This window comes from Poseidonocella pacifica, assembly GCF_900111875.1.
GTDB classification, from domain to species: domain Bacteria; phylum Pseudomonadota; class Alphaproteobacteria; order Rhodobacterales; family Rhodobacteraceae; genus Poseidonocella; species Poseidonocella pacifica.
Window position 1 is genome coordinate 569,264 of sequence record NZ_FOJU01000003.1, and the last position, 19,066, is coordinate 588,329.

Annotated in this window: 17 protein-coding genes and 1 other RNA gene; 9 read left to right on the forward strand and 9 right to left on the reverse strand. The window is 60.9% G+C overall.

All coding sequences use genetic code 11. The features are described from left to right. Positions 1–36 precede the first annotated feature (36 nt). Together BM234_RS11355 and BM234_RS11360 are read left to right on the forward strand one after the other, a co-directional pair. Positions 37–876, forward strand: coding sequence for a universal stress protein (locus BM234_RS11355; protein WP_092064796.1), 840 nt, complete (start codon positions 37–39; stop codon positions 874–876). A 115-nt stretch (positions 877–991) separates the two neighbouring features. Continuing rightward, positions 992–1,345, forward strand: a complete 354-nt coding sequence (locus BM234_RS11360; protein WP_092064798.1) for a DUF1428 domain-containing protein — start codon at positions 992–994, stop codon at positions 1,343–1,345. A gap of 3 nt (positions 1,346–1,348) precedes the next feature. Here BM234_RS11360 and fnrL read toward each other — a convergent pair whose 3' ends face one another. Then, positions 1,349–2,095, reverse strand: a complete 747-nt coding sequence (gene fnrL, locus BM234_RS11365; protein ID WP_092064801.1) for a transcriptional regulator FnrL — start codon at positions 2,093–2,095, stop codon at positions 1,349–1,351. Positions 2,096–2,157: 62 nt separating this feature from the next. On the opposite strand from fnrL, the gene hemN reads away from it, so the two are divergent. Next, positions 2,158–3,510 carry an oxygen-independent coproporphyrinogen III oxidase gene (gene hemN / locus BM234_RS11370; protein ID WP_245752599.1) on the forward strand — a complete coding sequence of 451 codons (1,353 nt, stop codon included), beginning with the start codon at positions 2,158–2,160 and terminating at the stop codon, positions 3,508–3,510. A 4-nt stretch (positions 3,511–3,514) separates the two neighbouring features. Here the strand turns inward: hemN and BM234_RS11375 are convergent, their stop codons facing one another. From BM234_RS11375 to BM234_RS11395, 5 genes are all read right to left on the reverse strand, one after another. After that, positions 3,515–5,116, reverse strand: a complete 1,602-nt coding sequence (locus BM234_RS11375) for an ABC transporter ATP-binding protein (RefSeq protein ID WP_092064804.1) — start codon at positions 5,114–5,116, stop codon at positions 3,515–3,517. Next, positions 5,113–6,297 carry an ABC transporter permease gene (locus BM234_RS11380; RefSeq protein WP_092064807.1) on the reverse strand — a complete coding sequence of 395 codons (1,185 nt, stop codon included), beginning with the start codon at positions 6,295–6,297 and terminating at the stop codon, positions 5,113–5,115. The genes BM234_RS11375 and BM234_RS11380 overlap by 4 nt, the downstream gene beginning before the upstream one ends. 1 nt (position 6,298) lies before the next feature. Further along, on the reverse strand, positions 6,299–7,378 hold the full coding sequence (locus BM234_RS11385) for a microcin C ABC transporter permease YejB (RefSeq protein ID WP_092064810.1): 1,080 nt from the start codon (positions 7,376–7,378) through the stop codon (positions 6,299–6,301). Between the two features lie 15 nt (positions 7,379–7,393). Beyond that, positions 7,394–9,280, reverse strand: a complete 1,887-nt coding sequence (locus BM234_RS11390; RefSeq protein ID WP_092064813.1) for an extracellular solute-binding protein — start codon at positions 9,278–9,280, stop codon at positions 7,394–7,396. Between the two features lie 196 nt (positions 9,281–9,476). Next, the gene (locus tag BM234_RS11395; protein WP_092064816.1) at positions 9,477–9,992 is read right to left on the reverse strand and encodes a c-type cytochrome; all 516 of its coding nucleotides are present in this window, start codon (positions 9,990–9,992) and stop codon (positions 9,477–9,479) included. Between the two features lie 115 nt (positions 9,993–10,107). Here BM234_RS11395 and BM234_RS11400 point away from each other — a divergent pair, with 115 nt between their 5' ends. Continuing rightward, on the forward strand, positions 10,108–10,938 hold the full coding sequence (locus tag BM234_RS11400; protein WP_092065235.1) for a prephenate dehydratase: 831 nt from the start codon (positions 10,108–10,110) through the stop codon (positions 10,936–10,938). 128 nt (positions 10,939–11,066) lie between these two features. Further along, positions 11,067–12,329, forward strand: a complete 1,263-nt coding sequence (locus tag BM234_RS11405; protein WP_092064819.1) for a PAS domain-containing protein — start codon at positions 11,067–11,069, stop codon at positions 12,327–12,329. Positions 12,330–12,336: 7 nt separating this feature from the next. Here BM234_RS11405 and BM234_RS11410 read toward each other — a convergent pair whose 3' ends face one another. Then, positions 12,337–12,804: an SRPBCC family protein gene (locus BM234_RS11410; RefSeq protein WP_092064822.1), complete on the reverse strand. Its 468-nt coding sequence runs from the start codon at positions 12,802–12,804 to the stop codon at positions 12,337–12,339. Between the two features lie 29 nt (positions 12,805–12,833). Then, a complete protein-coding gene (gene nudC, locus BM234_RS11415; protein WP_092064825.1) occupies positions 12,834–13,730 on the reverse strand; it encodes an NAD(+) diphosphatase in 897 nt (298 codons plus the stop codon). 181 nt (positions 13,731–13,911) lie between these two features. Here nudC and BM234_RS11420 point away from each other — a divergent pair, with 181 nt between their 5' ends. Further along, positions 13,912–15,732: a 5'-nucleotidase C-terminal domain-containing protein gene (locus BM234_RS11420; RefSeq protein ID WP_217645969.1), complete on the forward strand. Its 1,821-nt coding sequence runs from the start codon at positions 13,912–13,914 to the stop codon at positions 15,730–15,732. A 40-nt stretch (positions 15,733–15,772) separates the two neighbouring features. Next, an RNA gene (gene ffs, locus BM234_RS11425) (signal recognition particle sRNA small type) lies at positions 15,773–15,871 on the forward strand. 9 nt (positions 15,872–15,880) lie between these two features. On the opposite strand, the gene ypfJ is transcribed toward ffs, so the two are convergent. Then, entirely contained in the window at positions 15,881–16,726 is an 846-nt protein-coding gene (gene ypfJ, locus BM234_RS11430) for a KPN_02809 family neutral zinc metallopeptidase (RefSeq protein ID WP_092064831.1), read from the reverse strand. Positions 16,727–16,848: 122 nt separating this feature from the next. Here ypfJ and BM234_RS11435 point away from each other — a divergent pair, with 122 nt between their 5' ends. Continuing rightward, positions 16,849–18,633: a DNA polymerase III subunit gamma/tau gene (locus BM234_RS11435; protein ID WP_092064834.1), complete on the forward strand. Its 1,785-nt coding sequence runs from the start codon at positions 16,849–16,851 to the stop codon at positions 18,631–18,633. Between the two features lie 87 nt (positions 18,634–18,720). Continuing rightward, positions 18,721–19,065 carry a YbaB/EbfC family nucleoid-associated protein gene (locus BM234_RS11440; protein WP_092064837.1) on the forward strand — a complete coding sequence of 115 codons (345 nt, stop codon included), beginning with the start codon at positions 18,721–18,723 and terminating at the stop codon, positions 19,063–19,065. Position 19,066: the final 1 nt, after the last annotated feature.

Here is a 19,066-nt window from a genome sequence, read left to right on the forward strand (position 1 = left end):
CCCTAGGGTCAGAGACGTGCAATCAGGGAGGTTCCGATGGCCTACAAGACAATCTTCTCCGCATTGGCTCATGAGAGCGCGCTGGAACGCACCATCGCGCAGGCAGAGGCGTTGGCCGGTCAATGGGATGCGCACCTGGAGGTCCTTTGTATCGGCCTCGACCGGATCCAAAGCGGTTACTACGATGTCGGGGCGAATGCCCTGATCCTGCAGGATGCGATCAAGAAGGCGACGGAAGATGCCGAGGCATTGAGCGTCAAGGTCGATGAACGTCTGCGCGGCGCGGCTTTGCGCTGGTCCAGCGATACCGCCGTGGCGAATGTCTCTGATATGGTCCGCCCCGTCGCGGGCCGCGCCCGGTTTTCCGACCTCGCCGTGATGTCGCAGCCCCAAGGAGGACGAGCAGAGGGCGAAGCAGAGGCGCTCATCGAATCGGCACTATTTCAGGGGCAATGCCCGGTAATGGTCGTCCCGGAAAGTGGCGCGCCGATTGTCGCCCCGCGGCGGATTCTCATCGGCTGGGATGAAAGCCGTGAAGCGCTGAGCGCGGTTCGCGCCGCTTTGCCCATGCTCAAGAGCGCCGGTCAGGCGACGATCGCCGTCATCGATCCCCCCCGGCATGGCCCGGAGCGGTCGGACCCCGGCGGTCTTCTATCGCAGTTCCTGGCGCGCCACGGTATCCGCTGTGAAATCGACGTCCTGGCGCGGACCATGCCGAGGATAGCGGATGTTCTGATCCAGCGGGCGGTTGATATGGACGCGGAGATGGTGGTGATCGGGGCCTATGGCCACTCACGCTTTCGCGAAGCCATTCTCGGCGGCGCGACGCGGACGATGCTCGAAGAGGCGCCTATGCCCGTTTTCATGGCACATTAGGCCCCGCAGATCCGTTAGCCTCGGGCCTGCCCCGCCTACTGAGGCGATAAACCGACTGCGAATCTTGCGGAAAATGGAGTAAGCTGCGACGGCAAGGTTGCAGGAGGATGTTTCCATGCCCCATGTCTCTGGGTTTCTCGCCCCGGTCCCTGAAGAAAAGAAAGACGCCTATATCGCAAGCGCGAAAAAGTTCTGGCCGCTCTTCAAGGAATATGGCGCTATTTCGATGACCGAATGCTGGGAGGCAACGGTGCCCGACGGCGAAGTCACGTCTTTTCCGCTGGCCGTCAAACGCGAGCCGAATGAGAAGGTCGTGTTTTCATGGATACTTTGGCCGGACGAGGAAACCGCCGGCAAGTGCTGGGCAGCGATGGAAACCGACTCGCGGTTTCAGGAATCCATGGACATGCCCTTTGATGGGAAGCGAATGGTATGGGGCGGCTTCAACACCATCTTTGAGGGAACCTGACCCTCAGACGAGAAAACCGCCGTCAGAATCATCTCCTGCCTCTTCGATCAGGCGGGACATGTCGCGCACGACTATTCCCCGCTTGCCCTCAAGGATGATCGTTCCGTCCCGCTTGAGGGCGCTCATCTGGCGGCTGACTGTTTCGAGGGTCAATCCAAGATAGTCGGCCATCGCCTCTCGGGTCAGCGGCAGGTCGAAACTGGCACTGCGGGCACTTTGACGATCTTCGAGAACGGCATAGCGGCGCGCAATGATCGAGAGCAGGGATGCGATTTTCTCCCGCGCTGTTTTCCGCCCCAGCACAACCATCCATTCGCGCGCAGCGTCCAGTTCATCCAGCGTCATCTCCAACAACCGCTGAGCGATATGCGGAGTTTCAGTCATCAGCTTTTCGAACGGTTTCTTGCGAAAACAGCACATTACCAGATCACTGGTCGCGGTCACATCATACGCTGCCCCACGTCGGCCGGGCCTTCCGACAAAATCCGACGGCAGAAGAAGGCCGACCATTTGCGTCCGCCCGTCCTCCATTGTCTGGGACAATGTCGCGACACCCGACACCACGGAACCTACGAAATCCATCGGATCATCGCTCCAGACGACAGTCTGCCCGGCCTGGAAGTTGCGGTAATACTTGATTTCCTCAAGCTGAGAAAGCTCGTCGGATTCGCAGCGGGAGCATACCGCGCGATGTCGGATCGGACAGGCGGAGCATTCCACATGAAGCTCGGGGGTCTTCAGTTTATGCATGGCCACACTCTCGTTTGATCTGGGTCAAGGCCGACCTTAGGCTTGGCTAATAGATACCCTGTATGTCGAACACTGAACATCTGGCAACAATGGGTCTCTTTGACGCAAAAGTCCCGCGTTATACGAGTTACCCCACCGCGCCGCAGTTTACGGGCAACGTAAACGGCGGAACGCACTGCGATTGGATCAAAGCCATCCCCGAGGGGGCGGAGATCTCGCTCTATGTGCATATCCCCTTTTGCCGGCGGCTGTGCTGGTTCTGCGCCTGCCGAACCCAAGGTACGCAAACCGACGCGCCGGTGATCGCCTATCTCGAAGTGCTCAAGGCGGAACTTGCCCATCTTGCCGAAATCCTGCCTGCGGGAGTGCGTCTTTCCCGCTTGCACTGGGGCGGCGGCACGCCAACGTTGCTATCTCCTGTGATGATCCGCGATTTGGCGCGCAGCATCTTTGCGGTCGCGCCATTGGCTGGGTATGGCGAGTTTTCCGTGGAAATCGATCCCAATGAGATTGATGGCTTTCGCATTGCCGCCTTGATGGCGGCGGGCATGACCCGCGCATCCGTTGGCGTTCAGGACTTCGATCCGACCATACAAGCGGCCATCGGACGCTCCCAAAGCTATGAGGTCACGCGGGACGCAATCACACTTCTGCGCACCGCCGGGGTGGCCAGTCTGAATGCCGACATCCTCTATGGCCTGCCGCATCAAACCCGAGCGCGCATGACGGAGTCGGTTCAACGCCTGCTGTCGCTTGGACCGGACCGCGTCGCGCTCTATGGCTATGCACATGTTCCATGGATGGCGAAACGACAGCAACTCATCCCCACGTCCGCCCTGCCAACACCTGAGGAGCGGTTGAACCTGTTTGAGACCGCGCGGCGGCTCTTTCTGTGGGACGGGTATGCCGAAATCGGCATCGACCATTTCGCGATGAAGGGTGACGGACTCGAAATAGCCCAGCGAACGGGTCGACTGCGGCGAAATTTTCAGGGCTATACCGATGATGCTGCCGAGCATTTGATAGGCGTCGGTGCCTCCGCCATTTCTCGCTTTCCGCAAGGCTACACTCAGAACGCTGCTGCGACCGCAGCGCATATGGCCGCGATCCGCGAGGGCCGTTTCAGCACCAGTCGCGGGCACGCGCTGTCCCGGGAGGATCGACTTCGCGCTGCGATGATCGAGGCGGTGATGTGCGACTTTCGGATCGACATGGAAAAAATGAAGGCGTTGGGCGCGGATCCTGCATGGCTCAGGGCAGAATTCAAATCTGTCGCTTCAAGGTTTCCGGGCGTTACCCTTGCCCGAGACGAGGGATTCGAAATTCTGCCGGAGGGCCGCCCATTGACCCGGATGATCGCGCATGGGTTTGACGCCTACGAACTTGCGCGGGCGGGCCACTCCTCAGCGGTGTGAGGTGTCAGAGCACTGCGCTCGGGGAGCCGAACGCAGCCGCCATGAGCGTGCGGGTGTATTCTGTCTGAGGCCGGGCAAAGATATCCTCGGTGCTACCGGTCTCAACAACATCGCCCTGCTTCATCACGAGCACCTTGTGCGCAAGCGCGCGCACAACCTTCAGATCGTGGCTGATGAAAAGATAGGCAAGGTCATACTTTGCCTGCAGATCACGGAGCAAATCGACAATCTGTACCTGCACAGTCATGTCGAGCGCCGAAGTCGGCTCATCAAGGACAAGCAGCTTGGGCCGCAAGATCATGGCGCGGGCAATCGCGATACGCTGCCGCTGTCCCCCAGAAAATTCATGTGGATAGCGGTGCATCGTGGCGGGATTGAGCCCGACCTCCGTCATCACTTCGGCCACGAGGTCGTGTCGGCTTCGGTCGGATGCCACGGCATGCACGCCAAGCCCCTCGGCAATGATCTGTTCACAGGTCATTCGCGGGGAAAGCGAGCCGAAGGGATCCTGAAAAACGATCTGCATGGCACGCCGATTTCGCCTCAGCTCGCGCGTGGACCAGCGATTGACGTCCTCCCCCATGAAGGTGATCTGCCCCTCCGATGCGATAAGACGCATCATTGCGAGAGCCATGGTCGTCTTGCCCGATCCGGATTCTCCGACAATGCCGAGGGTCTCGCCCGCCCGAACCGAGATGGAGGACGGATTGACCGCTTTCACATGTCCGACAGTGCGCTTGAGAAAGCCTCGCTGAATCGGAAACCACACTTTCAGGTCTTTGGTTTCGGCGATTACCGGGGCGTTTTCGGGCACCGGGCCAGGTGTACCAGTGGCCTCAGCAGACAGGAGCATCTGCGTATAGGGATGCTGGGGCTTGGCAAAGATATCCTCGGTCGGCCCGCTTTCGACAATCTCGCCATCCTTCATGACACAGACGCGATCGGCAATCCGGCGCACGATCCCAAGGTCATGAGTGATGAAAAGAAGGCCCATTCCTTCGGCGTCCTTCAACTCTGCGAGAAGGTCGAGGATCTGGGCCTGAATCGTAACATCCAGCGCTGTCGTCGGCTCGTCAGCGATAAGCAGATCGGGACCGTTGGCGAGCGCCATGGCGATCATCACCCGCTGACGCTGTCCCCCAGAAAGTTGGTGCGGATAGGCATCGAGCCGGCTTTCGGGATCACGGATACCGACCTTGTGCAGAAGGTCTAGGATCTTGGCGCGGATCGCGGAGCCTTTCAGCCCCTGATGGAGTTCTATTGACTCTGCCAACTGCTTTTCCAGCGTATGCAGCGGGTTCAACGAGGTCATCGGCTCCTGAAAGATAAAGGAGATGTCGTTGCCGCGTACCTTGCGCAGACGAGCCTCCGAAGCGCCGACCATCTCCTGCCCCTCATAGGTGATAGAGCCGGAAACCTTGGCGCTATCCCCCAAAAGTTGCACGGTGCTGAGCGCGGTCACCGACTTCCCGGAGCCGGATTCCCCCACCAAAGCCACAGTCTCGCCCCGTCCCACATCAAAGGACACGCCCTTGACGGCCTCCGTTGTAGCGCCGTCCTGCTCGAAGCGGACGCGCAGATCGCGCACGGTAAGGATCGGGCTCATGGCTTTTGCTCCGCGCTACGCTGGCGCAAGTCTTCGGCCGTGGGCCCACCGGCTTCCTGCTTGGCCCCACCGCCGCCCGAGAAGGTCTTGCGCGGATCAAAGGCATCGCGCACGCCCTCGAAGATAAACACGAGCAGCGACAGCATGATGGCGAATGTGAAGAAGGCCGTGAAGCCAAGCCACGGCGCCTGAAGGTTCTGCTTTGCCTGCAGGGTCAACTCGCCCAGCGAGGGGGCCGAGGACGGCAAGCCGAACCCGAGGAAGTCGAGCGAGGCCAGCGTCGCGATGGTGCCCGTGATGATGAAGGGAAGCATGGTAACAGTGGCGACCATCGCGTTGGGGAGCATGTGGCGAAACATGATCGTGTAGTTGGAAACGCCCAAGGCCTTGGCCGCCCGCACATACTCAAGGTTTCGAGCGCGAAGGAACTCGGCGCGCACCACGCCCACAAGCGCCGTCCAGCCGAACAGCACAGTGAGGAACACCAACAACCAGAAGCTCCGCCCAAGGATCGCGAAGAGAATGATGATGATGTAGAGCGACGGTGTTGATGACCATATCTCGATGATGCGCTGAAAGATCAGATCGACCCACCCTCCGAAATAGCCCTGTATAGCGCCAGCCAGAACTCCGATCAGGGTGCTCAAGGTGGTGACGATGATGGTAAACAGGATCGACAGGCGGAAACCGTAGATCACCCGTGCGAGCACGTCGCGCGTCGTGTCATCGGTGCCAAGGAGATGGTCACCATCGGGCGGGGACGGTGCCGCACGGCCAATGTCGTTCGGGGTGTCAAAACTATAGGGAATGGGCGGCCAGATCATCCAGCCACGGGCTATCGCCTCCCCCTCGATCTCGCCGTCCTGCGCGTCTTCTATGGTGGCTTCCGGATCATCCCAACAAAGTTCCGAGCCTTGGGAGGCCACAAGGCATTTCACCTCGATATCGCGATAGATGGCTTCGGTCTTGAAATCACCGCCGAAGGCCGTCTCGGGGTAAAACTTGAAGATCGGGAAATAATAGCCGTCCTCGTATTTCACGACGATTGGTTTGTCGTTGGCGATGAACTCGGCAAAGAGCGAGAGACCGAACAGGATCGAGAAGATGATCAGCGACCAAAAGGCCCGACGGTTGCGTTTGAAGTTGCGCCAGCGGCGTTGATTGAGAGGGGAAAGCGCCATATCAGCCCTCCCGCTTTTCAAAGTCGATCCGCGGATCGACAAGGACATACATCAGGTCCGACACGATCCCCATCACAAGGCCGATAAGGCCGAAGACGAAGAGCGTACCGAAGATGACCGGATAATCCCGCGCCACCGCGGCCTCAAAACCCAGCCGCCCAAGCCCATCCAGCGAAAACAACGTCTCGATGATGAGCGAGCCGCCGAAGAAGACGGAGATGAAGGTGGCGGGAAGGCCCGCAATAACGATCAGCATGGCGTTACGAAACACGTGGCCATAGAGCACGCGATGCTCCGTCAGGCCCTTGGCGCGGGCCGTCATCACGTATTGTTTCTTGATCTCGTCGAGGAAGCTGTTCTTGGTCAGCATCGTCAGGCCCGCGAAAGCCGCAATGGTGGAGGCCAGTACCGGCAGGGTGATGTGCCACAGGTAATCCCCCATCTTGCCCAAAAGGCTCAGGCTCTCCCAGTTGTCAGAGGTGAGGCCCCGAAGCGGGAATATCTGCCAATAGGAACCACCCGCAAACAGAACGATGAGAAGAATGGCAAAGAGAAACCCGGGGATCGCATAGGCCACGATGATGAGCGCGGAGGTCCAGGTATCAAAGGACGTTCCATCCCGAACGGCCTTGCGTATCCCGAGAGGAATCGAAATCACATAGGCGATCACAGTGGACCAAAGGCCAAGCGTTACCGATACGGGAAGCTTTTCGAGCACCAGTTCCATGACGCCGATGGAACGGAAGTAGCTCTCTCCGAAGTCGAGCCGCATGTAGTTCCACATCATGGAGAAGAACCGCTCGATCGGGGGCTTGTCGAAACCGAACTCTTTCTCCAACTCCGCAATGAACTCAGGCGGCAGACCCCGCGCACCGGCATAATCCTCCGCCCCCGCGTTGTCGAAGGTCTCTCCCCCGGTGCCCGCGATCCCCTCGAAGACGTCTCCGCCGCCCTCAATCTGGGCGATGATCTGCTCAATCGGCCCGCCGGGGACGAATTGCGTCAGCACGAAGTTGATGACCATGATGCCGATCAATGTGGGGATGATCAGCAGCAGTCGCCGTAGGATATATGCGCCCATGCCTGCCTTGCCGGTCTATTTCAGCGCGCCAGCCGCGCGCAGCTTTTCGGCCTTTTCGGCGTTATACCACCAGAAATCAAGCTCTCCGCGCGCAAATGGCGGAAGTGGGTCGGGGTGTTCGTACATGTCGTAGTAAGCGACGGTATGCGTATCCTTGTACCACTGCGGCACCCAGAAGCGCTTGGCGCGCAAAACCCGGTCCAGCGCCCTGACCGCCACCGTCATTTCTTCCTGGGTATCGGCACGGATCACCGTATCGATCAGCCGGTCGACGGCGGGATCAGCAATCCCCATCGCATTGCGAGGAGATTCGTTGACCGCCTCGGAGCCGAAGTACTGCTTCAGCCCCGAACCCGGCTCGTAGGACATGGGCATCTGGTGCGTGGTCATGTCGAAATCGAAGTTGCGGGTGCGGTCGGTGGCTTGCGCCGGATCCACGCGAGACAGGCGGGCATCCACGCCAAGCTGGCGAAGGTTGGCCACATAGGGATTGATCACGCGGTCAAAGGTGGGACTGTCTTCGAGAAACTCGACCTCAAGCGTACGGCCATCCTTGCGGCGCAGCCCGTCCTGACCGACGATCCAGCCGGCCTCCTCCAAAAGTTGGGAGGCTCGGCGCAGGTTGCGGCGGTCAAGCTGCCGGTCGCTCGACGTGGGGGCCATGACGGCCTCATCGGTGAGGATCGACGCCTCCAGCAGGCCCTCATCGACCAGCGGCTGCAGCAATGCCTTCTCGGCGTCGGACGGGATGCCATCGGCCGCCATGTCACTGTTTTCCCACAAGGAATTTATCCGCTCATAGAGCCCATAAAACAGGGCTTCGTTCGACCATTCGAAATTGAACATCAGCGCTATGGCCTCCCGCACACGCGGGTCCTGAAACTTTTCGCGGCGCAGGTTGAAGACGAAACTCTGTCCTGTCGCCATGGTACCGTCGTTCAGTTCAGCCTTGACGATATGCCCCGCTTCGATTGCCGGGATGTCATAGCCCGTGGCCCATTGGCGCGAAGAGTTCTCCACCCGGAACGTATAGGCCCCTGCCTTGAACCCCTCGAATGACGCGGAAGCATCGCCGAAATATTCGACCCGTATCGTATCAAAGTTGTTGCGGCCGATATTGATGGGAAGAGAATTCCCCCAGTAATCGGGGTTCCGCTTGTATACGATGCGCTGGTTTATGTCATAGCTCTCAAGCTGATAGGGTCCGGATGTCAGACCGGGGTCAAGCCGTGTTTCATCCAGCCGGGCGCCCGTTTCCTCATACCATTCCTTGGAGAATGCCGGCATCGCCCCGGCAAGCCCGATCACATCGCGACGCGGCGCATCCTCGTTGAAGGTGAACTTGATCCGTTGAGGCCCGAGCACTTCGACCGTGTTGATGATGGATCCAAACGCCGCCCGGAAAGAAGGCAGCCCCTGATCCATCAGAATGTCATAGGAGAACTTGATATCCTCCGCCGAGATCGGTGTGCCGTCTGAAAATTCCGCCTCTGGGCGCAAGTTGAAAACTACCCAATCAAGGCTTTCGGGGTACTCCATCGTCTCGCACAGCAAGCAGTAGAGCGACGTGATGTCATCGGCCGTGGTGGTCAGCAGATCTTCCGTCCCGATGGAGGCAAGCGCCCCGGATCGGCCCTTGATCGTATAGGGATTGAAACTGTCGAACGTGCCGGGAGCCCAGATGGAAATCTCTCCACCCTTGGGCGCGTCCGCATTCACATATTCCAAGCGCTTGAAATCGGGGCCGTATTTAGGCTCCCCGAAGTAGTTATAGGCATGCGTCGTCGTCACGGTCTCTTGCGCGAGCGCAGGTTGGCCCAGCAGTACCGCAATGGCCGCGACCCCCAAGTGCCATCGCGGGGATGGTCGGGTGGCTGACCGGGGCTCTTTGCGGTTGCGCATGATACTGCTCCTCTTGTGGGATCGAACGCTACGCCGTTCCTTGCTCCCGGTAAGGTAGAGGTCGTCGCGGCCAACATTCAAGTTGAGATTGCGTGAGCGTGCCGTGACGCGCCCGTAGCCGAGAATCGAAACCCACCAAACGAAAAACCCCCGGAAAAACCGGGGGTCTTACAACGATAGGATTTCAAGAAGGTGATCAGCCGCCGATCGTTTCCAGATAGGCGATGACGTTGGCCCGATCTTCGACCTTGGGCAAGCCATTGAAGCTCATGGCCGTGCCGGGCGCATATCCCTTGGGGTTCTCGAGGAACGCCTGCAAGTTCTCGGGCGACCAGACATCGGCAGGCGATTCCGCCAACGCGCCGGAATAGTTGAACCCATCGACAGAGGCGACCTCGCGTCCGACAACACCGTAAAGGTGCGGACCGACCGCGTTCGCGCCATCTTCGAGCTTGTGACAGGCGCGGCACTTGCCAAACACACGTTCGCCGGAGCCGGCATCCGCATTTGCCAGAAGTTCGGCGAAATCGACCTCTTGTTCCGGCTCAGCCTCCTCGGCGCCGGTCTCGATCACATAGCCTTGAGCGTGTTCCTCACCGTGGCCGCCACCAACGTGGTAGAGTTCTTCCGCAGCCCACTTGCCGAGCAGGAACACAAGAAAGGCCCCGCAGAATGCGCCGACGGCCTTGGTCATTGTCATTGTGTCAAACATATTCGGTTGCCTAGCTAATCGTCGTTGCGGGCTATCTATCCGCTTCCCCCGCCGTTCTGCAAGGTGTAGCTACCGCGACCAATCGACCTTTTGAGGAAAGTTGGGAGCAATGCCCATGAGCAAACGCATCGCCTTTCAGGGTGAACCGGGCGCATATTCGCATCAGGCCTGCCGCGAAGCGCGCCCTGGTTATGAGCCGCTCCCTTGCCCCACGTTCGAAGATGCGATTGAGGCCGTTCGTTCAGGGGATGCCGAATTGGGCATGATCCCGGTTGATAATTCGACCTATGGGCGCGTGGCCGATGTGCACCACCTGTTGCCCGCATCGGGCCTCCATATCATCGACGAAGCCTATGTGCGGGTGCATGTGAATCTGCTGGCGGTAAAAGGCGCGACTCTGGATCAGATCAAGCGTGTGCGGTCGATGGCGATCCTTCTGGGACAAGCACGGGAGTTCATCAAGACGCACGATCTGCGGACGCTTGCGTGGTCCGACAATGCTGCCGCCGCGCGCACTGTCGCCGAAATGGCCGACCCCACCGAAGCCGCCTTTGCCTCTGAGCTTGCGGGGGAAATCTTCGGGCTCGACGTTCTTGCGCGTCATATCGAGGATCATGAACTCAACACCACGCGTTTCATCGTCATGAGCCGGCAAGCGGATCATTCGCGCCGCGCCGAAGATATGGTGACAAGCTTCGTGTTCCGCGTCCGGAATATTCCCGCCGCGCTCTACAAGGCCCTCGGGGGATTCGCGACAAACGGAATCAACATGACCAAGCTGGAGAGCTATATGCTCGACGGTCGGTTTACCGCGACTCAGTTCTACGCGGAAATCGAAGGGCATCCCGAGGATCGCAATGTCGCTCTGGCCTTCGAAGAGCTTGGATTCTTTACGGAGATGATTGAAATTCTGGGCGTTTACCCGGCAGATCCAAGGCGGAAATAGACGGGTTCCGGACCTGCGTTAACCCGTTGTTTGGGGTTGCGCACGTAGGCCTTTGGGAGGTGCCGTGACACTAGGCGCGGCCGGTTATGAATGGGGCGATGCCCCGCCCCGCGACCCCAGGAGCCCCTATGACCAGCGCGACGGACCTTTCCCACCACAACCGCCGAGCGGCAAAGCCCGCTCCTCAGTCGATCTTCTTTTCCCGTACGGACAAGGCGGCAAAGATACAGGCGATCAACGCTCAATTTCAGGAATTTTCCGGTCACGACTGGGGCAACCTGATCGGTGCCTCCCACGATCTGCTGCGCCATCAGGCAACCCCCAAAGGTGTCTTCGCGCAGGTTTGGCAAGAGTTGTCCGAAGGCCGCGTCACCAGCGCATATATGTGCAACCGTACCGCCGACGGAAATCGCTTCTGGGTGCTGGCACTGTTTGTGCCGGTGGATGACGGTTTCGTCTCGGTTCAGGTTCCCCCGGTCTCCCCAGCGCTCGAGAAGGTCGAAAAGCTCTATTCCGAACTGCTTGAAGGCGAAGCAGCCGATGGCGCCGAATCCCCTTCCGGTGAAGCCCTTGTCGCCGGGGTGCAGGCGCTAGATTACTACAGCTACGAGACTTTCATGTCCGAAGCGCTGAGCACCGAAATTGCCGCGCGCCGCACCGCGATGGGTCGCAAGCCCGAGCCTTTCCTCACCCGCTTCGATCAGATGGCACGACTTTCGAACGATCTGCGCAAACAGGTCGATGAAATGCGCGGCGCTCTCAACGGAATCCAGACCATTCCGATGAATGTGCGCATCATCGCATCTCGGCTGGAGCCGGAAGGCGGACCGATCACCCGCATTTCCGAGGATTTTCAGGCCCTCTCCCGTCGTCTCGCAAGCTGGCTCACCGATTTCTCCGGGGATCGCAATGACGCGTTCCAGAACATGTGGAAAAGCCTCGTCGAAGCCCGGACGCTGTTCTGCGCCGCCCTGCTCCTCGAAGAGGCGCAACTCGACTGCGCGGGAATGGATGCCGATGCGGCACAAGGCGTCGATCCCGAAGCCGAAGCCACGGCACTTCAGAGTGTCGGAACCAGCATTCGCGGGAAAGCGACCGATCTCGCTCGGAGCGTCGAGGGCGCGACATATGACCTGGGCGTCGCGGTTCATGACCTCAAACGCATCATGTCCTCGCTGCAGATGTCCACCATCCTCTGCAAGATCGAAGGGGAAAGGATGACCGAACGGCACGAGGGGCTCGATCAAGTCAACGGGCGGATGCGCAGCTTTCTCGATGCCATCGTCAAGCAAGCCGACCGGGCGACCGAACTCAATCAAGCGATCCAGAGCCAAGCAGAGGAATTGCACGGCATCGAGCCGGGATTCCGCCGCCCAGCCTCCGCAGCCTGAGCCAAGTTCAGCTTCGCGCGATGTAATCCGCTTCGATCTGGCTGGCCAATGTGGCCAGCCTTTTCAACAACCGCCGCTTGTAACGCCCCCGAGACAACTGCAACGCCTGTACCGCAATGCGCGCGTTCAGGCTCCGCGGCTTGACCTGCAGCGCCAAAGCCAACCGGGTCCGTTCCCGGGCAAGCGCCACGATGTCCACGGCCAGATCTCCCTCCGCCCCCTCGCCCACCGCTTTGAAGCGCAGCTTGTGGGGAGGCTCATATCCCACCATCTCAACCTCGACCTTGCGCCGCCGACCACGCAGAACGAACCCCATGGTCCACCGCATTCCGGCACGCGGCGCGGCGGACATGTCATGCCGGGCGACGTCGATGCCGCGGCGAAGCGCCAAGCGCTCCATGAAGTCGAAATCGGACACACGCCCAAAAACGACGTCAATCGGTGCCGAGATATCTTGACTGGCGGTGAATTTCATGGGCTGTCCTCTTGTCCCACCCTTTGGCGTCAATCAAGCCGGTCGGCAAGCCACTCGCGCATCAGGATATGGGCAATGGAACCCGGCCGCGCCGGAAGAAGTTCCGCGTGACGCCCCGCAAAGGCATCGAGAAGTTCCGCGCGCCCGACCCAGCGGGCCGCTTCGATCTCCACGGGATCAAGCGTGAATTCGCGGCTCCGGGCCTCAGCGCGACAGCCGAGCATCAAGGACGCAGGAAAGGGCCAAGGCTGGCTCGCCAGATACGATACCGGCCCGAGCTCTACCCCGACCTCCTCGAAAACCTCGCGCCGCGCCGCAGCCTCGATCGTCTCGCCCGGCTCGACATATCCCGCCAAAAGCGAAAACATCCCCTCGGGCCAACCCGGCGCGCGGCCCAGCAACACCTCCTGCCCCGACGTAGCCAGTACGATCACAACCGGATCGGTGCGCGGGAAATGCCGAGCGCCGCAGGCTGGGCACTGTCTCTGCCAGCCGCCCTCGATCATATCACTGGGTGATCCGCAACGCGCACAAAACCTATGCGCCTGATGCCATTCAAGAAGCCCGCGCGCCATCGCGGCAAGCTCGCCATCTTGGCGCGACAACTGGGCCATCACCTGTCGGATATCGGCGAATCTCGTGCCATCCGGCGCAATGACATCTTCTGCTGCGGGCAGCGCGCGAGCTAGGATCGCGGCGCCCTCTTCCGTGCGCGCCAGAAGCACAGGCGGACCGGCGTGCGACAGAAAGCCGTCGTTCGGAGCAAGTCGAACAAGGTTTCCCTCAGCGTCGATCAACACTTCCCCGCGCCAGAACAGGATTACATTCGTCGTATCGGCATTCGTGATTTCGTCGACGTTGCCGCGCCAATCGACAGCCCGGTCAAGCCCGGACCCCCCAAGGGTTACCTCCAGTTCGCGCCGCATCCTTCGTCTCCATGACAGACTCCAATTGGCGTCACCCCTGACACAAGCAGGTCCCTATTCGCCACCCGAAAAATCCCGGAGCGTGCCAAACAAGTCGGAACCCGTGTCGGCTATCATCTTGACGACGGGCTCCGTAAACGATTGAGGACGCAATGCGAATTACTTGCTGGCTGAGGTGCCATTGACCCACGTCATGGAGCGGACCGGGGTACTGCGCCTGTTGGCGACTTGTGACACCCACGCACATGTGCGCGGGTTCGATTACATTCGTGATCGTCCAAACCCCGGAATTGGCCTCAGCCGTATTGCTACCCTGATCGAAGATGCACGGCGCGACCATGCGGGCCCCTGCCTGCTGCTCGATGCTGGCGACACGCTGCAAGGCGGGTTGATGGGCGACATGCTGGCGGCGCAACCGGACATGCGCGCGCACCCGGCCATCGAAGCGATGAACGCGCTTGGCTATTCTTCTGCAGCGCCTGGCAACCATGACTTCGACTTCGGGCTCGATTTCCTAAAGCGCGCGACACGCGGCGCGGATTTTCCATTCCTGTGTTGCAATGTCCTTGCGCGGCGGGGTGCCGTACCTTCAGAGGATGAGTTGCTTTTCCAGCCATGGCATATCGTGCCGATTTCCTCCGGCGACCGGGTCTTGCGGCTCGGCCTGATCGGGTTCGCGCCTCCCGTGGCGTCGCCCCCCTCGCGGAACGGTCGCCCGGCCACGGTGGAAAGTCGCCCGATGCTCGAAGCGGCGCAATATCACGTGCCCTGCCTCAAGGCCGCGGGCGCGGATCTCATCATTGCAATCGCTCATACCGGCATTGGCGGAACAACATCGCTCAGCGACGATGACGCGGCCGGGGTGCCGCTCGCTGGTATCGATGAGATCGACGCGCTGATCCTTGGGCATATGCATCTGGTTTTTCCCGGACCCGATCACCCGGAATCGCTTCATGTCGATCCAGAGCGTGGCACGATCCACGGCAAGCCTGCGGTGATGGCGGGCCAAAGCGGAAGCCACCTTGCCGTGATGGATCTGGAGATTGACGGAACCAACGGGTGGCGCATCAAGGGGCACCGCAGCCGGTGCGTTCCGATCACCAACGGGGCCACGACCGCCCCCATTGCCGAAGATACCCGCATCCTCGATCTGACCAAGGACGTCCACAAGGAAACGCGGGCCTTTGCCCGCCGCCCCGTGGCGACACTTGGCCAGCGATTGACCAGTCACTGGTCGCTGATCACGAACGACGCCTATCTCACCTGCCTCTCTGAAGCGCTGCAACGCGGGGTGCGGGCACGGGCGGGTGCCCTTTTAAACTCAGGCTTGCCGCTTATCTCCGCCGTCTGCCCTTTCCGTACCGGGGGCCGAGGCGGCCCGCTTAACTTCACCGACGTTCCGGCAGGGCCGATCGGGATGGGGCACCTGGCGGATCTTTATGCCTTTTCCAATGTCCCGATCCTGTTGCGTCTGGGTGCCATGGATCTGCGGCGCTGGATGGAACAGGCGACCTCGGTCTATAGCTTGCTTCGCCCAGACCGGCACGGGCCGCTTTTCCGCTCCGATGTGCCGGGTTTTCAGTTCGATGCCTTCCACGGGCTGACCTATGAAATCAATCTTGCCGTCCCGGCGCGTGGCGGGCGGGTGCGTGACTTGCGGCATTCCGGCCGTCTGGTCGAGGATTCGGATGAGTTCATCGTGGCGACGACCTTCCACCGCGCCCGATCACTGATCGGTCGGCTCGGCTTGCGGCCTCGGGCAGCGGAACCGCTCGAGGGGATCGACATGCGCGATCTGTTGCTGGAGCACCTCACCGCGATCGACGGGCAAAGTGTGGTCGCGCGCCCCAAGACGGTTTGGCGCCTGATAGGACCGCCCGGCGCACGGGCGTGGTTCGACGGCGCGCCGCAAATGGAACAGGCCCCGCTGCTCGATGGCATCCGCATCTCTCACGAAGGCCCCACCGATGCGGGCTTCACACGGATGCGGCTGAACTTCTGACGGGGTTGCGAATCTGAGCACGAGTTCCTATGTCTCCGCCCGAGAGGTTGGCGCGGGCAGGCGCCTCGCCAACCCGGTCAGATCCGGAAGGAAGCAGCCGCAACGAGTCCCGCTTGGGTCGATGTCCAGCCTCTCACCTCCCCTACCCTCAAAGCCGATCTGTACCGAAGGTATCGCAGGCACCCATGTCTCCGGTCTCATATCCGCGCGTGAACCAGCGGGCGCGCTGTTCGCTGGTGCCATGAGTGAATGTGTGGGGCTGCGGCGTGCGTCCCGCGCGGCGTTGCAACGTGTCATCTCCGATCATGCGCGCCGCATTCACCGCCTCCTCGATATCTCCCGGCTCCAAGAGCCCATCAACCGACCGGGCCCAGACACCGGACAGGCAATCGGCCTGTAGCTCCAGCCGAACCGTAAGGGCATTGCCCTCTTCCTGACTGGATTGCTGGCGGATGCTGTTGACCTGCCCAAGAATGCCAAGCTCGTTCTGCACGTGATGCGCGACCTCATGAGCAATCACATAGGCCGATGCGAAATCCCCCTGCGCGCCCAGCTCCTGCGAAAGTGTCGCGAAGAATTCGGTATCAAGATAGGCCTTCTCGTCTGCCGGACAGTAGAACGGACCCGTCGCGCCGCTTGCCCCGCCGCACGGGCTCTGCGTGACGCCGGAGAATAATACGAGAACGGGCGGCTCATAGGCCTCACCCACCTGTTCGGGATAGACCTTCTCCCAGACAGTCTCGGTCGTGGCCAGCACCCTCGCGGCGAACTCCCCCGCCTGTTCCTCTGCGGCGGTCAATTCGCGCGGTTCGCTGTTGCTTGATGGCGACTGTTGTACCCCTTCAAGCAAGGGCCGTACGTCGATCCCGGTAAAATACCCGATCAGCAGGACGGCGATAACACCGACGCCCCCAATACCACCCGCAGCCCGACCCATGCCGCGCCCGCGACGATCCTCGACATTCCGGCTGGACCGGATTCCCTTCAAGCGCATCCGCAGCCCTCCATTTGATCTGACCCAACATAGCGCGGTCCAGAGATGGGGAAAGCCGCGCAGCCGCTGGACGCGCGAAAGCACAAGGCATAGGGTCGCCCTGATCCGACAAGAGGCAAGTGATGAGCGACGAGACCCCGCCCGGCTATCAGGTTCTGGCCCGAAAGTACCGCCCCGAGACCTTCGCCGATCTGGTGGGGCAGGATGCGATGGTGCGGACCCTCAAGAACGCGTTTGCCGCCGACCGGATCGCACAGGCCTTCATCATGACGGGCATTCGCGGCACCGGTAAAACGACGACCGCGCGGATCATCGCCAAGGGGATGAACTGTATCGGGCCGGACGGCACCAGCGGGCCCACGACGGACCCTTGCGGCGTCTGCGAACACTGCACCTCGATTTCCGAAGGCCGTCATGTGGACGTTCTGGAGATGGACGCGGCCTCTCGGACCGGGGTCGGAGACATCCGTGAAATCATTGAGAGCGTGCACTATCGCGCGGCCTCCGCCCGCTACAAGATATACATCATCGACGAAGTTCACATGCTATCGACGAGCGCGTTCAACGCCTTGCTCAAAACGCTCGAAGAGCCGCCCGAACATGTGAAATTCATCTTTGCCACGACAGAGATCCGAAAGGTTCCGGTCACGGTGCTGTCGCGCTGTCAGCGGTTCGATCTGCGCCGCATCGAACCCGAGGTCATGATTGGCCTGCTGCAGCGCATCGCCAAGGCCGAAGGGGCCCAGATCTCGGAAGAAGCGCTCGCGCTCATCACGCGGGCGGCCGAGGGTTCCGCGCGCGACGCGACCTCGCTTCTCGATCAATCGATCAGTCAGGGCACCGGAGAGACAAGCGCAGATCAGGTGCGCGCCATGCTGGGGTTGGCCGACAGGGGCCGGATCATGGATCTCTTTGACATGATCCTGAAAGGTGACGCGGCCGGTGCGTTGGCGGAGTTGTCCGCGCAATATGCCGACGGGGCCGACCCTCTCGCCGTACTGCGCGACCTTGCCGAGGTGACCCACTGGGTCAGCGTGGTGAAGATCACGCCCGAGACTGCGGACGATCCGACGGTAAGCCCTGATGAGCGCGCCCGCGGCATTGCTCTGGCAGAAACGTTGCCGATGCGCGTGCTGACCCGCCTGTGGCAAATGCTGCTGAAAGCGCTGGACGAGGTCGCGCAGGCCCCCAATGCGATGATGGCCGCCGAGATGGCCCTGATCCGCCTGACCCATGTTGCCGATCTTCCCGCCCCGGAGGAACTCGTTCGCAAACTTCAATCATCCCCGCCCTCTGCACCGTCCGGCGGTGGCAACGGTGGCGGGGGCAGTGGCGGCGGACGCACGGCCTCATCGCCAAGCCAAACCACCGGGGCGCAAGCGGTATCAAACGCGCAGGCCCGCATAAGCAACCAAGGTGGCACGGGCCATGGCCCGGCGACCGCTCTTGCCGCCGCCCCGCAGGAGGTGTTGGCGCGATACCCCAGTTTCGAGCATGTGCTGGAACTCGTCCGCGCCAACCGCGACGTGAAGCTGTTGGTGGAAATCGAAGGATGCCTGCGCCTTGCCGCCTATCAGCCCGGGCGCATCGAATTCACGCCGACGAACAATGCGCCGCCAGATCTCGCGCAGCGCCTTGGGCAACGGCTGCAAAGCTGGACGGGCAACCGCTGGGCCGTGATCCTCGTCAACGGGTGCGACGCCCCCACCGTGGCGGAGCGCCGCGATGCCGCCGAACTGGAACTCAAGGCACGCGCAGCGGAACATCCCCTCGTGAAATCCGTGCTGGAGGCTTTCCCCGGCGCCGAGATCACCGCGATCCGCAGCCCCGAAAGCCTCGCTGCCGAGGCCGAGACGGAAGCCCTCCCCGAGGTCGAAGACGAATGGGATCCCTTCGAGGAATCCTGATCCCCTTGTCGGGCGGTCCAACCATTGCGATATATCGCACAGAGTAAGACATATTCGCCTTCGGGCGCGAAACAGAAGGAATGAACGATGTTCAAGGGACTTGGCGGGCTGGGCGATATGTCCAAGATGATGAAGGCCGCACAGGACATGCAACAGAAGATGTCCGACCTTCAGGAAGAAATGCACAACATGACCGTCGAGGGCGAATCCGGCGCGGGACTGGTCAAGGCCGTTGCCTCCGTGAAGGGGGAACTCAAGTCGCTCGACATTGATCCGTCGATCTTCTCCGGCGATGACAAGGAAGTGGTAGAGGATCTGATCCTCGCGGCCATCAAGGACGCGCAGGCGAAGGCAAGCGAACGTGCGCAGGCTGAGATGTCGCGCGTGACCGAGGAGCTTGGCCTGCCCAAAGACATGAAGCTGCCGTTCTGAC